The sequence below is a fragment of the Maridesulfovibrio spiralis (SeqCode) genome (assembly GCF_048571135.1).
Taxonomy (GTDB): Bacteria; Desulfobacterota; Desulfovibrionia; order Desulfovibrionales; family Desulfovibrionaceae; genus Maridesulfovibrio; species Maridesulfovibrio spiralis.
The window spans coordinates 4,038,550-4,052,969 of the sequence record NZ_CP182344.1 but is presented as its reverse complement, the minus strand read 5'-3'; the positions used below and the strand labels follow the sequence as shown (position 1 = coordinate 4,052,969).

15 protein-coding genes are annotated in these 14,420 nt (G+C 47.6%); 6 read left to right on the top strand and 9 right to left on the bottom strand.

Going from position 1 to position 14,420, the window contains the following annotated elements; all coding sequences use genetic code 11:
- The first annotated feature begins 35 nt into the window (after positions 1 to 35).
- Complete coding sequence (locus tag ACNI29_RS18175) at positions 36 to 893, top strand: damage-control phosphatase ARMT1 family protein (protein ID WP_419779777.1); 858 nt, start codon at positions 36 to 38, stop codon at positions 891 to 893.
- 63 nt (positions 894 to 956) lie between these two features.
- On the opposite strand, the gene ACNI29_RS18170 is transcribed toward ACNI29_RS18175, so the two are convergent.
- The 9 genes from ACNI29_RS18170 to ACNI29_RS18130 form a co-directional block, all read right to left on the bottom strand.
- Positions 957 to 2,588: a PP2C family protein-serine/threonine phosphatase gene (locus ACNI29_RS18170; protein WP_419779776.1), complete on the bottom strand. Its 1,632-nt coding sequence runs from the start codon at positions 2,586 to 2,588 to the stop codon at positions 957 to 959.
- A gap of 179 nt (positions 2,589 to 2,767) precedes the next feature.
- Entirely contained in the window at positions 2,768 to 3,985 is a 1,218-nt protein-coding gene (locus ACNI29_RS18165; RefSeq protein WP_419779775.1) for an NADH:flavin oxidoreductase, read from the bottom strand.
- A 49-nt stretch (positions 3,986 to 4,034) separates the two neighbouring features.
- Entirely contained in the window at positions 4,035 to 4,646 is a 612-nt protein-coding gene (locus ACNI29_RS18160; protein ID WP_419779774.1) for a flavodoxin, read from the bottom strand.
- 9 nt (positions 4,647 to 4,655) lie between these two features.
- A complete protein-coding gene (locus ACNI29_RS18155) occupies positions 4,656 to 5,315 on the bottom strand; it encodes a peroxidase-related enzyme (RefSeq protein WP_419779773.1) in 660 nt (219 codons plus the stop codon).
- A gap of 190 nt (positions 5,316 to 5,505) precedes the next feature.
- Positions 5,506 to 6,429, bottom strand: coding sequence for an AraC family transcriptional regulator (locus tag ACNI29_RS18150; protein ID WP_419779772.1), 924 nt, complete (start codon positions 6,427 to 6,429; stop codon positions 5,506 to 5,508).
- Between the two features lie 96 nt (positions 6,430 to 6,525).
- A complete protein-coding gene (locus ACNI29_RS18145; protein ID WP_419779771.1) occupies positions 6,526 to 7,074 on the bottom strand; it encodes a nitroreductase family protein in 549 nt (182 codons plus the stop codon).
- Positions 7,075 to 7,226: 152 nt separating this feature from the next.
- Positions 7,227 to 7,922, bottom strand: a complete 696-nt coding sequence (locus tag ACNI29_RS18140) for an L-dopachrome tautomerase-related protein (RefSeq protein ID WP_419782121.1) — start codon at positions 7,920 to 7,922, stop codon at positions 7,227 to 7,229.
- Positions 7,923 to 7,934: 12 nt separating this feature from the next.
- Positions 7,935 to 8,318 carry a hypothetical protein gene (locus ACNI29_RS18135; protein ID WP_419779770.1) on the bottom strand — a complete coding sequence of 128 codons (384 nt, stop codon included), beginning with the start codon at positions 8,316 to 8,318 and terminating at the stop codon, positions 7,935 to 7,937.
- Positions 8,319 to 8,482: 164 nt separating this feature from the next.
- Positions 8,483 to 9,364 (bottom strand): LysR family transcriptional regulator, encoded by an 882-nt coding sequence (locus ACNI29_RS18130; RefSeq protein ID WP_419779769.1) that lies wholly within the window; start codon positions 9,362 to 9,364, stop codon positions 8,483 to 8,485.
- A 121-nt stretch (positions 9,365 to 9,485) separates the two neighbouring features.
- Here ACNI29_RS18130 and ACNI29_RS18125 point away from each other — a divergent pair, with 121 nt between their 5' ends.
- The 5 genes from ACNI29_RS18125 to ACNI29_RS18105 all read left to right on the top strand — a co-directional run bounded on the left by ACNI29_RS18125 (position 9,486) and on the right by ACNI29_RS18105 (position 14,142).
- A complete protein-coding gene (locus ACNI29_RS18125; RefSeq protein WP_419779768.1) occupies positions 9,486 to 9,779 on the top strand; it encodes a putative quinol monooxygenase in 294 nt (97 codons plus the stop codon).
- Positions 9,780 to 9,791: 12 nt separating this feature from the next.
- Positions 9,792 to 10,805 carry a B12-binding domain-containing radical SAM protein gene (locus tag ACNI29_RS18120; RefSeq protein WP_419779767.1) on the top strand — a complete coding sequence of 338 codons (1,014 nt, stop codon included), beginning with the start codon at positions 9,792 to 9,794 and terminating at the stop codon, positions 10,803 to 10,805.
- Entirely contained in the window at positions 10,796 to 10,918 is a 123-nt protein-coding gene (locus ACNI29_RS18115; RefSeq protein ID WP_419779766.1) for a hypothetical protein, read from the top strand. The genes ACNI29_RS18120 and ACNI29_RS18115 overlap by 10 nt, the downstream gene beginning before the upstream one ends.
- Positions 10,919 to 10,968: 50 nt before the next feature.
- Positions 10,969 to 11,634, top strand: coding sequence for a nitroreductase family protein (locus tag ACNI29_RS18110; protein ID WP_419779765.1), 666 nt, complete (start codon positions 10,969 to 10,971; stop codon positions 11,632 to 11,634).
- Positions 11,635 to 12,165: 531 nt separating this feature from the next.
- The gene (locus tag ACNI29_RS18105; protein ID WP_419779764.1) at positions 12,166 to 14,142 is read left to right on the top strand and encodes a sigma-54-dependent Fis family transcriptional regulator; all 1,977 of its coding nucleotides are present in this window, start codon (positions 12,166 to 12,168) and stop codon (positions 14,140 to 14,142) included.
- The last annotated feature ends 278 nt before the right edge of the window (positions 14,143 to 14,420 follow it).

Genomic DNA, 14,420 nt, shown 5'->3' with positions numbered 1-14,420 from the left:
GATGTCCTGTTCCGGTCTAAAAAAGTGAGTTAACCATGATTCCCCATCTTGATTGTCAGGTCTGTTTATTGTCGCAAGGACTTAAAATGGCCCGCATTGCCGTACCGGATGATCCGGAAAAGCATGAGAAATTGCTGCATGAGTGGGCTTTGCGGCTCAATACCCTTTCCATGGAACAGACAGTTCCGCACTGGGCGCAGCAGCTTTATCCCCTTGGCTATGAAATCCTCGGCAACAGCGATCCCTATGCGAAAATAAAGCGTGAAGCCAATCGTCAGGTTATGCAAGCCGTCCCGGCAGTTTCAGAAATTGTTAAAGCGTCCGACGATTTTTTGCGCACAGCTTTGAATGTGTCCATCATCGGCAATTATATTGATCATGGGCCGCCGGAAATGTTCGACTGGCAAGCAGCATTGGATGAAGAAAATGATACTTCGTTCATGGACGGAGCTGTGCAGGAACTGGAAAAGCTGCTCAAACCCGGAGCGCGTATGCTCATCCTCGGTGACAATACTGGGGAAATCGCACTGGATACCATTCTGGCGAAAGTGTTGATGGAGCGTGGAATTGACCTGACCTACGCCGTGCGCAGCGCGCCGATCCTCAATGACGCCCTCATGGAAGACGCCGAGTTTGTGGGCATGGATAAAATCTGCCGGACCATGCCTTCCGGCTGCATCACTTTTGGAACCGTGCTTGATCAGGTTTCCCCGGAACTTCTCAAGATTTACAACTCCGCCGATATCGTACTCTGTAAGGGGCAGGGGAATTTTGAAGCCCTTTATGAGCGTTCAAACCGCCCGGTCTTTTTTGCTTTCAAGGCCAAATGCAGGGTTGTGGCTGATAAGTTGGGTTGTGCGCAGGGAAGTTCTATGTTTATCTGTGAGGGTTGAGGTCGTCTCTACCTACAAGCCTGCGTACAACCTGAGTTTTGCATTGTTAAGTGTATGGATTTATTAAAGTGGCCTGCTGATTGCCAATTGGCTGCCGGAGGTTATTTTTTTAGCTTTCGGGGTTATCCCCCCCGAAACCACCACAAGCGTAATATCATCATCCACAGCCCCATTCTTGGCAAAGTTCAAAACATCACCAACAATCCCGTCTGCCATGTCTGCGGCTCCTGCTTCAGCATAGTGGGCTATTGATTCTACCAGTCGGTCATTGCCGAACATACCGCTTTCGCCTTCGGCCTCAGTAACTCCGTCTGAAATGAGCAGTAAAGAATCTCCTGCAAGCGGCCATTCGGTCGCACGTGTTGTGTATTCGCATGAACCATCCAGACCGAGGGCCATGTTTGTTCCACGCAGCAGCGTATACGCTTCACTTTGTTGGCTGTAGCGGATCGGAGGCTGGTGTCCGGCACTTGCCCATTTGATTGTTTGGCTGTCCGCATCCAGCAGCATGACTACGCAGGTTACAAAACGGCAGGATTCCGCTGTATCCCGGCTGAGCTGACGGTTCACAGCGGTCAAAATCTCACCGGGATCAGAAATTCTCTCCGCAGCCTGTCGCAAACATGACCGGGTGGAAGCCATGAGCAGGGCTGCTTCAAGTCCGTGCCCCACAACATCTCCCACTACGGCCAGAACGCCTTCATTTACCGGAATGAAGTCATAAAAATCTCCACCTGTTTCTTCGGAGAAACGACAGACCCCGGCCATGTCCAAACCTTCAATTTTGGGTGCGGATTGGGGCAGAAAATTTTGCTGCACCTCTGCCGCAATTTCCAGCCCGTGGCGCAGCCGCATATGGTCTCGAAGACTGCTGATCATGGTATTGGTCACTCCGGCGATGTAGCCGATTTCATCCTGTGTCGCTACAGGCACATGTACTGACAAATCTCCCCGGCTGACACTTTCAAGAACCGAAGTTTCCATTTCGTACAAGGTTCGCAGATTGCGGGATGCTGACATGATCAGGTTCACGCATGAGGCTGCCATTACTGTCATTGTCAGCATTATTTCGATAACCACTGATCTGGTTGCTTCTGAAAAGTCCCTTGCATCAGCGGGTTGCTGAGAAAGCCAGTTCAGGTCGCGTAAAATCATGAGCAACAGGACCACTGTAGTCAGCACGGTTACTGAAACAGCTACCATGGCGAAAATTTTTGAACGCGGAAAAATATTGGTGGGCTGTTCCATATGATCAGGATTCTCTTGTGCAAACCCAATCACTTCACGCTCTTTGGCAAGGGCGAGGTCGAGAGAGGCAAACATTCCCCCAGTGATAAAGGCCCAGGTCAGCTTCCAGCCGGATTGCCAGAGGGGCAGGCCCGGCAAAAAATGAATGACCAGTGAGGACCATATTCCTGCCAGTAAAAACAGTCCCATATCTAGACGAAACTGGTGTCCGGTACGTTTAAGCAGCGGAGCCCGGTCAACAAAATACGGTTGAAGCAGATAGCGAAGAGCCAGAATTACAGCCAAGGGCAAGGCCACGTAGCATTCGAATTCCCAAACCGGAAGTCCTTCCATAAAAGGGCAGACCTGTCCCCCGTATATAGGAGCAACTATCCCCACGATAAGGTAAAGCATGAATGCGCGTTTATTTTGCTTCAGTATCTTTGTTGTTTTGCTGCTGTTTAACATTGGGAAACTCCCCGGCATTATGCGAGATGAGAATTTACGCTCTACGACTGTGGATAAATTGTAGGGCGGTTATTGTTTTAGGTGGCGAAGCCTTACTAAAAGGTTTTGAAGGGGATGGGGTCTGGGGAAGGGGAAATTTTTGCAAAAGTTTCCCCTTCCTCAGCCGCCGGAGGCATTTCCTAATCCAGTTGGCATGTCAGGAACGGGTTGCCTTCAAAAACGTGATAGCGCAGACATTCGTTGCAGGATTCGCAGGTGCATTCGGGATCATTCTTTTTGCTGATCCAAAAATTGGGCAGATCGGGCTGGCGGATCAGCGGCCTTGCCAATGCGAAGAAGTCGATTTTGCCGGGATTGTAGAGTCTTTCCATGATGTCGATGTCCTTGTTGCCGCCGGTCAGTATGACCGGAACGTCAACATCGATTTTCTTGGCGTACTTGGCATGGTAGGACTGCTCGGTAGGATCTTCGATGTCGGGAACCGAGGGATTGCCGCCGCTGAGCTCCATGGCGTCGATCCCGGTTTTGGAGATGGCTTTTGCCACTTCCGGGAAAGTGTCCAGCTCAATGCCGCCGGGGCCTCCGTCAAAGCTGTTAACTTTTATGAGAATGGGGAAATCTGGACCGACTTTCTTTTTGATTTTTTCAACGATCTCAGCAACGATCCTGACCCTGTTTTCAGTGGAACCGCCGTACCTGTCGGTTCTTTTATTGGTCTGGGGGGAGATGAATGAGTGCAGCAAAAAATGGTGCCCACCCTGAAGCTCAACTCCGTCAAAGCCCGCTTTTTGGGCACGCACAGCGGCAGCGGCAAAAGCATCGGTAGTCTCGTTGATTTCTTCTACGTTCAGAGTTTTGGGCGCGACTTTTTTCTGTCCCGGCCAGCCGACATTTGATGCGGAAACGCCTTGCCCGTGAACCAGCTTGGGATGGTTGCCGAGATGGTTGAGGAAGGCTACAAATTTGCAGTCCTTGTTGCCGCTGCGCACAGCTCCGACAAGTTCCTTCATGTAAGGAATATGCTTGTCATCCCAGATCTGGGCCGGGTGGTGGGTAATGCCGTGGTAATCAAAGGGAACAACGGACATGTGTCCGGATTCGATCATTGCTACGCCGCCCTTGCTCCAGTTGCGGTAGATTTCAAGGCCCTGAGGCAGAAAACGACCGTCCGCGTTGGTGGATTCGGTCAGGGTTGCAGCTTTGATGAACCTGTTTTTGAGCTTCATGCTGCCGATTTGCCCATTGCTGTAAACCTTGTACATGCGCCGAGTCTCTTCGGGGGCTGCGGCTTCAGCCTGTCTGGAAATTGCAGCACAGCCGAGGCCTACAGTTGCCACAGAAGCCATGCCGAAAGTCTTGAGCATGGATCTTCTGCTGATTGTTTTTTTCTTAGTCATAATTTCTCTCCAAATTTTTAATAGAAGTCTGTTTTCAACACGGATCAATCTAGAATCCTGATGAAGACAGCCAATTCTTGATCTCATTTACTGAAGAACTTTTCTTCACACTTCGGCCATAGAGTGCCAGCCCTTCCTTGAGGTCCGACTGCGGATTAATGGCCTTTAGGTCTGAAAGTCCCGTGCCCCACTTGGAACCGCCGTGGGTAGTGAAGGGAATGATCGTTTTGCCGGAAAGGTCGAGCTGATCAAAAAACGAAAACATGGTCATGGGCATGGTGTGCCACCAGCAGGGGTAGCCGATGAAAAACACGTTATATTTGGATGTGTCCGGCATGGCTGTTGAGAGTTTCGGCCTGAAGTTCCTGCGCTTCTCATTTTTGGCGGTAATGTGAACCTGCCGGTCATTCCCGAGGTAAGGCTTAATGGTTTTGATTTCGAGCAGATCGCCGCCCACGCGCCCGTTAATCTGTTCTGCCATGTAGCGGGTGTTGCCCGTATGTGAGAAAAACGCGGTCAGGACCATGTTGTTGTCGGGCTTCATGGCTGCGTTGCAGGCAGGGACATTTCTGCCGGACAGACTCATGGCTGTGATTGCGCTGGAGGTTCCTCCAAGGATGCCGAGCTTGATAAATGCACGGCGGGATATGTGTTTTTTCATAATTAGTTCCTAACGTCCCATCATGTAGAATTCTTCATCAGGATGCACCGCAGCGAAATTCATCATCCGGTTTGAAAGACCGAAGAAAGCGGTAATCCCGGCAATATCCCAGACATCTTCTTTGCTGAAACCGTGACTCTGGAGCGTATGGAAATCAGATTCAGCTATGGCACGGGAATCTTTTGAAACTTTCATGGCAAAATCAATCATCGCCTTTTGGCGGGGGGTGATCGGGGCTTCGCGGTAGTTGATGGCTATCGGCTCGGCAATGTATTTGTCCTTGGCCTTAATGCGTAGTGATGCACCGTGGGAAATGACGCAATACTGACACCCGCTGTCATTTGAAGTTGCAAGCACGATCATTTCCTTCTCTGCCGGGGTAAGTCCGCTGTCACGTTTCATCAAAGCTTTGCCGTAGGCCAGATAAGCTCTGAATTCATCAGGACGGTGAGCCATGGCGAAAAAGACGTTGGGAATGAACCCCATGGATTCCTGAACAGCAAGAAAAGTTTTTTTGATGTCCTCAGGCAAAGTTTCGAACTTTGGGATAGGGTAGCGGCTGATACTTTCTTGCGGCTCGTCCGGGGTGATCTGTTTTGTCTGTCCCGCGGTTGCAGTCACCGCGAATAATAATATTGTTAAAATACTGAAGAGCATGATCCGTTTCATGGTTTATTCCTCTTGGAGTTTGGGTGTTGTTTTTTCTAAGATATATTGGGGATACCTGTGTTGATAGACCGATTTTCCAAAATACTTGCCTGATTTTCCAGAAGTTGCGTTTCAAAACTAAACCAGCCCCCGCACATGAATGCGCAGGGGCTGATTAGGGATCATTTTGATCAGGCAATATTGATGCTTATCAGTGAATTGTTTCCTGAAGCTTCTTGATGTCCTGTTTGGGAGAAGCCCCGAATTGACGGCTGTATTCACGGCTGAACTGGGAGGGACTTTCGTAGCCGACTTTGGTGGCAGCACTGGTGACATCCATTTTTTCCGATATCATGAGTTTGCGGGCTTCCTGCAAGCGCATCCATTTTTGAAATTGCAACGGGGTCATGGCGGTGACGGAGCGGAAATGCTCATGAAAAGCGGATTTACTCATCCCCGCACGGGCTGCCAGCTCCTCTCCGCGCACGGGCTTGTCAAAATTGGCGATGATCCAGTCAACGGCCTGTGAAATCTGCCTGCTGTTACTGTTGGCATTGACTACCTGACGGAGCCTGTCGCCCTGATCGCCGGTGAGCAGGCGATAGACGAGTTCTTTATGGATCAGCGGGGCCAGATAGGGGATGTCGTCCGGTGTATCCAGTAAATCAAGCAACCGGATATAAGTATTCAGCAATTCCGGTGTTACTTCGCCGAGGGCGACTCCGCGCTCCGTCCGGGTGCTGCTTGTGGCAGGCAGGTCCCTGTCGGCGATTAAACGGGTCACAACCTGTAAGTCCAGCTCCCATGTAATCCCCAGAAAGGGGACCTCCGGGCTGGCATCTACGATGTTGGCAATGATGGGAAAATTCACCGAGGTGAAAAGATAGCGGTTTGCATCGTAAAGATAGATGTTTTCATTAAGCTGAACCTGTTTCGATCCCTGCACCACAAGACAGACACTCGGCTTATGCACAACACTGACCGGCATGGTCGGCATGGTGTATTTATGGAATTCCATGCCGGGTACAGAGATCTTAACTTCATGATCAGTCGTGGTCCATTTCAACACTTTTGTCGCTAAATCCTGACGGGCTTCCTGCAGGGCTTTTGTCTGTGTCTCTTGATTGAGGCTCACCGGCATCCTCCATGGATGAATTTAAAAAAGGCGGGCGCATGATCTTTAGTTACCTGCACCCGCCTTTGCGTATTTATTATTTTTCAGCCCTGATGACTATATGAACCTTGCGATTTCTTCGATTTCTTTTCTCTTGGTTGCCGGGGGCTCTTCATCGGGGTGACCGTAGGTGATCAGTGCGGCAACGGTTTCGTCTTCGGGTAGATTGACGAGACCGGGGATGGTGTTTTCATCAATGACGCCGAAAATGCAGGTGCCGATGCCCTTTGCATGGGCAGCGAGACAGAAGGTCTGGCAGGCGATGCCGGCATCAAACACTTCCCAGATATTGCCTTTTTCAGTGGCGTATTCATCCTTTTCAGGATCAAGCTTGCCGGATTTGCCTTTCACAAAGCTCAGTACGGCAACGCCCTTGGCGTTTTCAAGGGTTTTGATGTTGTAGGTGAATCCTTTCACGCCGTCGGTAGCCAGCTGTTTGATGACTTCAGGGTCATCCACCAGAGTGTAGCGGGCAACCTGAAAGTTGGCCCATGAAGGTGCCCAGCGGGCGATATCGATGATTTCCTTCATGAGTTCACGGTCAACCTTTTCGTTCTTGTACTTGCGAACACTTCTGCGCTCTTTGATCATTTCGATTGCGTCCATTTCAAAAATCTCCATTTAGGGGGATGGTTTACTTTTTTATGTCCAGAAAAATAGTGTTAAAAATTTTGACCATCTTGAAAACATATTTATCTGACTGGATACGAATAGTATCTGACTTATGGATGATAATCCTGTTGCTTCCTGTTTCGTTGCTAGGGCTGATAACGAAAACGCATCAGTTTGTATGGTGGTTTGGCACAGCCAAGCCCCTGACTGAAAGGAGGCAACAGGTGCAGCTGATCCTGGGTAATATATACATAACCGTTGCTTACAGCCATGCTGTCGGGCCATGAAAGCTGCTTGTCATGTGCAAGTATTTCATATTTGCCTTTGGTTACCAATCCTACTGCACTGTTTTCTACATCGGTTGCAAAGACACCTATGCCGGGAGCATAGACGATACCGTCGCTGGGGTGCTTGGGACCGAACTCTTCAATCTTGGCTGCGCGCTGCTCGTCGTTCATTTTGGGATCAGCAACAACGGCGGCGGGAATACGGTAGATTGTTTCACCGCTTAGGGTACCGAAGTAAAGCCAATCATTTTTGTCATCGATGGCAATGGGATTCAGGCCGAGATATAATTTGTTTGTGGTATTCTCTTTTGTTTTGGATGCAAGCAAGACACCGTCAATGACTACGTCCCGTTTGGGAGGCATAAAAGCCGGAGTTGCTTCCAGAATACGGCGTGCTTTTCCACTTTTAAGATCGACCACGATGATGGCTGGCTTGGTTTCGCCGGAAAGGTTACCAAGCGTCATGTCGGCAATGTAGGCTTTCTGGTGTGCTTCATCGATGACAAAATCCTGTAAAAAAGAGTTGGGGAGGGTGGCGGTTTCGTCGAGCTTAATAACTTTGTTAAGTTAATTATTCACAGTGTCCCAAGCAACAAATTGAGCCGGATATTTTTCCCCGCCCATGTCAAGAATCCAGAGTACGCCATTACTGTCACTATGGATGCCGATCACTGCGTTGATCCCGACTTTGCCGATTTCAGGACCGTCAGACCAGTCAATAGTGGGGAAAGGGCGTTTTTCCTCATTAGCCATTAATTCCACTACCCGGTACTTGGGTCCGTCCATAGGGAACATACTGATGAAGATGCGTCCCTGCGGGGTGATAGCGATACCGCCGCCGCGATAGTCTGTAAATTCGGTCACAGTTTCAAGTGTGCCGATCTCGGCAGCATTTACCGCCGGAACCAGCAGGGTCAACAAAGCCACAATGGTAAAAAAAGATCTGACCATGGTTAAAACTCCTCGTTGGTGATTTGTGTTCTCTTTGGAAGAGTAAAGCGACATGATCAATATGTAAAACGAGTTGTTTAAATCGTTAAAATGAGTTTTTCGAATATATCAACAATGTAAGGCTCTTGCCTGTTCCCGAGAGCAGGAAATAAGCAGAACTTAAATCAAACCAGTCCCATTCCGGTGAATTCTTCTCTAAGAAAATCAATAAACGGTTCAATCAGCGGATGGGAATCAATGCCGTTATTATACACATGGATGCTGGTTTTGGGCAGTTCGGGCAAGCCCTTGGTTATTATTCGTGTTTCCTTGCTCACCGCAGACCTCGGCACCACAGAAATTCCAAGCCCCGCAGCAACAGCACTCTGACTGCCTTGAATGGAATTGGCGCTGAGTGCCATGTTCCATTGAACCTCAGCCTGAGCCAAAGATTCAAAAGCGGCCTTACGGTAACTGCACGGAGGCTGCATGAGGATAAGTTCAAGTTCTTGTCCTTCATGGTCTTCCACATCATCATGCGGACCTACCCAGACCAGCGGTTCTTCCAGAAGCATGGTCCCTTTTTCGCTTTCCGGTCCGGCTACCACAACGTCCAGATCCCCCTCTTTCATTTCCTGCACCAGCAGACTTCCCATACCCATTTTCAGATTGATCACCGCATTGGGATGACGCTGCTTGAAGCGTGATAGCAGCTTGTAAAGATGGTGTGGCACAAGGTATTCCGCAAATCCGATGCGCAGGGGCTGGTCAATGACCGGAGAACTAACCGCCGCATAAGCCTCGTCCGCAAGATCGAGAATCCTGCGGGCATAGGCGGTGAACATTTCTCCCGCCGGGGTCTGGTTCACCGAACGGCTGTTGCGGTCAAAGAGCTTGATCTCCATGCGGTCTTCAAGTTTGGCAATCTGAAGGCTGACCGCTGATTGCGAGCGTCCTATTTTTTTTGCTGCTGCGGAAAAACTTCCCTCGTCCACAACAGCCACCACCGCCCGCAAGGAAATCAGGTCCGCATCAAGCATCAGTGAGGGATTCTTCTTGTTTTTCATGTTTATATCTCCAGTATTCGTTTTACTCATCGCAAGAATTAAAACAACTCGTTTTACTAATCAAGTGAAATGCGTATTCTGATTTACAGACATTCACCAACAATTTCACAGGAGAATAAAAATGAAGAAAGCACATACCGTAATCGCAAGGATCGAGGCCCGCAAAGAAAGCATTGAACTGGTCAAGGCCGAACTGCTGAAACTTATCGAGCCCACTCGCAAGGAAGAAGGCTGCATCCAGTACGACCTGCATCAGGATAAGGAACGTCCGGAAGTCTTTTTCTTTTATGAAAACTGGGTCAGCCGTGAGCTTTTGCAGACCCATCTGGCAAATACTCATATTGCCGAATACGCTCGCGCAGTGGACGGACATATCGTCAGCTTCACACTCAACGAGCTTACCCGAATTGCTTAGTAGAGAGTTATAATGACAAATTTCGAACTCGGACCGATCCGACCGCCGGATGAGGCGGACAGCCTGCTCATCCGCACTACCAGAGGGTGCCCTTGGAACCGTTGCGCTTTTTGCACACTTTACAAGGGACAGAAATTTTCCATCCGTTCTGTGGAGGATATTAAAAAGGATATTCTGGCCGCACAAAAATATTACGGTGGTCGTCCGGTGGAAAAATGTTTCCTGCAGGACGGCGATTCCTTCTCCATGAAGACTGCCGATCTGGTGAAAGTGCTGCACGCCCTTAAAGAGGCCTTTCCCTCCCTAAAGCAGATCAGCTCCTATGGTCGGGGCCAGACCATGAATAAAAAGTCTGCGGCGGAAATTCAGGAAATCGCTGATGCCGGATTGAACATGCTTTATTGCGGCATGGAGTCCGGTTCGGATGAAGTTCTTAAAAAGATGCGCAAGGGAACCACAGCGGAGTCGATACTTAATTCAACCCGCAATGCACAGGATGCGGGCATGGAGACCCTGCTTTTTACCATTCTCGGCCTTGGCGGGAAAGAGCTTACTGCTGAGCATGCAAAGGGAACAGTGGATCTGATCAACGGTATTAATCCCGGTGGAGTCCGGGTGCTGACTCTGGCAGTGAAGCCCGGTACCCACTTGGACAGCATGGAGCAGGCCGGAGAATTTACCCTGCTCAGCGAAGCGGAAATGATTGAAGAGCAACAACGCATTCTGGAGCGGATTAATGGAATCCAGAGCAGGTATGGCAACTATCACGCCGTAAATCTGATGCCTGAGTTGCAGGGAGAATTACCTCGCGACAAAGGAAAAATGCTCTCTGTAATCAATCGTTTTCTCGCTTTAAATAAAGAAGATCAGCTTAATTTCATCTTCGGGCGCAGACAGAGATATTATGGCTGCCTTGATGATCTGGACAATGCTGACCGTTACCGGACAGTGCAAAAAGCCATGAATGATTTTGATCACGGCCAGCTTGAAAAGATGTTTCATGACCAGCGCAGGAATTGGATTTAGTAGAATTTTACCAGAAAAGAAGCCTGAAATTGGAGAATGACATGAGCGAAAAAAAGATAAGCCGTTATCCCGTCCCCGAGATTGCCGACCTGCCTGAAGATTTTATCTCATAGGTAGTTAGTTGGAAAATATAAGTATTTAAATTCGAAGAGAGGTAGCAGAAATGAAATTTTCAAGAAGAAAAGTATTGGGCCTGGTTGCAGGCGGAGCAATAGCGGGAGTTATGGGAGTTAGGAACCTGTTGGCAGCGGAAGGAAAAGCAGTAAATCTGCCTAAACCATCTGGAGGCAAGGAAGGGTCGCTTCAATATGCATTACAGCATCGTAAAAGCAGCAGATCATTTGCAGAAACACCTCTTTCTGAACAGCAGCTCTCAGATTTACTCTGGGCGGCTTGTGGTGTGAACCGGCCCGAATCCGGCAAAAGAACTGCTCCCTCAGCGTGGAACAAAAAGGAAATTGATCTTTATGTGATCACTGCTTCGGGATTGTTTGTCTATGACCCTGACGCGCACAGCCTGAATCAGGTTGTCACAGGGGACTATAGGAAAATAGCCGGAACCCAAGGATACGTAAAACATGCACCGGTCAACATCGTCTATGTCTCCAATTATTCCAAAATGAAAAAGATGCCGGACGAAGAAAAGGCCATGCTAACTGCGGCTAATGCCGGATTCATCGGACAGAATGTATACCTCTTCTGTGCGGTTAATGGACTGGTAACAGTCATGCGTGACCTGATCAAAAGAGAGAAGCTTGCAGAAGCGATGGACCTGAAGGCCGACCAGAAAATTGTTCTTGCCCAGAGTGTTGGATATCCTAAGAAGTAATGAAAATAGAACACCTGCTGCTTGAATGTGGTGGGTGTTCTATTGTGGAATTTTAGAGCGTAGAGTCTGCTTTATACGTGTCCGCAAAGTGTCCGCAAATCTGCGTACAAAACTCGGTAGTTATAGGTAGTTTTCGGCAGTTTTGAAAATGGGCTGAAGTAGGGGAAGACCTCAATGTCTCTACGTCTCTCATAATTTTCCGTTATATTTATAGTGGAGCCAACCTTTTGTGATAAATTAATTTATGTTTTTGCGTATCTGTTATTTTTTATAGTTTTAAATTTTAAATTGACAAATTTGACTTCATATGGAATATGATTTTTCAAAATTGAGATCTTTTATATTGTTTTCTATGTATATTATTGCTGTATTTTGCAATTATTACTAAATAATAAATTTTGTTACTTGCAAAGAAGTGTTGTTTTTAATGTTTACAGTAAAAAGGTACTTTTTAGAAAATGTATATATAGCGATATAGACGGAGAATATAAATTTTAACTAGTCCTCAATACTTAAAACAGGTTTTGGGTCATGCAAAATCACGATCGTGAAACAATCATTCTACAGTGGAAAAGGTTTATTGCAGGAAACGAGGTTGACCAATCCTCCATACGACCTGAAATTTTAGAATCCTGGCACTATTCAAAGAATAAAGGGATAGATATTAACAGTAGAGTTGCCTATCATCATAATACAGACTTCTTGCTTGAGCGATCACAAGAGCTCATTACAGCTGCTCAACCATTCATGAAAATGATTAATGAGGTGATTGCGGGCAGCGGGTTGCGTATAGATTGTATTGATTTTGAGGGGTACTTCCTTTGCGCCTGCGGTGATCCTGCTCTTTTGCAGGAATCGGAGTACAATGGATTTGTTCCTGGCTGCAACGTCAGTATGGATGTTCTGGGGACAAATGCTGCTGGTCTATGTCTTGCGTTACAACAGACAACTCAGGTTATTGGTCCGGAACATTTCAATGTGCACCTTCACAATCTGAACTGCTCGGCTACCCCAATATTCACTCCGGACGCTGAACTTGTCGGTGTTCTGAATATATTGAGCTATGCAACTCCACAGAATCGACAGACCCTCGGATTGACAACTTCGATTGCCAAGGCAATTGAAAACCAGCTCGCTTTGAACAGGACCGTGACTTCACTGAAAGTCTCTAATTCAGAGTTGGAGACCATTATAGAATATTTGCCGCAGGGAGTGATTGCTTTGAATTCCTCCGGGAAGGTGGTGAGTTTCAATAGAAAAGCTCTTGAGTTGTTCGCAATATCCCCCAAAGCCAATGCTGGGCGAAGATGCAGGGAACTTGAGAAAATCCTGCACTCCAAACAGCTCAATACCAGAAGTAAAATTCATACAGAAAAAGAGCACACTTTATCAATTAACGGTAAGAAAAAATCATTTATTATAAATGTTCACTCCATCGAAAATGGCGCAAGAACATTGGTCATGATCGAAGATAGTGGCCGGATAATGAGCCTTTCTGCTACCCAATCAAACCGAACCAGCTATACTTTTGGTGATATTGTCGGTTCATGTTCAGAAATTGTTAAGGCGCGCGAGCTCGCCTCTATGGTGTCCGCTACCGATTCAAGTGTTTTACTTATCGGAGAGTCCGGGACAGGCAAAGAACTGTTTGCGCAAGCAATACATGCAGCCTCCGATCGCTCCAAGAGTCCGTTTGTCGCTATTAACTGTGGAGCCATTCCTGCTGATATTATTGAGAGTGAGCTGTTCGGTTATGAGCCGGGAGCCTTTACCGGGGCAAGGGAGGCAGGAAAGCCGGGCAGGCTTGAGGCTGCTTCAGGAGGAACCCTGTTTCTCGATGAGGTTGAAGCAATGCCTCTTAGTTTTCAGGTAAAGCTACTACGCGCTTTCTCTTCGAAAAGTATGGTTCGGGTTGGTGGAATTGGGGAAATTGCGCTCAATTTGCGATTAATTGCCGCATCCAAAGTAGACCTGCTTGAGGAAGTTAACCAGAGCCGGTTCAGGGAAGATTTATATTATCGAATTGCAACTTTTCCTATTCAAATCCCTTCATTAAGAGAACGCGCTAAAGATATTCGCCTTTTGACCATGCATTTTTTGGAACAAATATCCAACGAGTATTCACGACAGAGTATTAAAGCTGACGATAATTTTTATGAAGCCCTTGTTTCCTACTCCTGGAGGGGGAATGTCCGCGAGCTGCGAAACGTGCTTGAGCGCGCTGTTGTTCTTGGCTTAGATATGGATATTCTAACTCCAGACCAGTTACCGGATACGATTCGTAAGGCTTGGATGACAAATGGCATCAAGCAGCGCACCAGAGCCTCTCGTTCAGGTGGAGAATCTGAAAACGAATCGTTGCTGCAACTTGCCGAACATGCAGCCATAGCAATGGTTCTTGAAGAAGAAGGTGGTAATATCTCCCGCTCCGCACGCAGGCTGGGTATTGCTCGTTCAACCTTGTATCAAAAACTCGACGCAGCACCACATTTACTAAATGTACGGTAATCAGACAATGCAAAACAATGTCCGATTATCATACAGTGGGGCGTTATTTCTTTAGTTGTAGTGATTCTCGATGATGCATATGTAATTGATCACATACTTGAATGTTGTAAAGTGTATGATTGCCGGACACTCAATTTGTTGTATTGAGTTTAGAGGTTATTTGTTTTTTAAAATCAATGGTTTGTGTTTTGGTATGGCGCATGCTTATAGCAATCATCAATTGTTTTGTTTTATTCTAAAGAATGAGAATAAGGTTGTTTATCCTTTAAAAAGGTAAT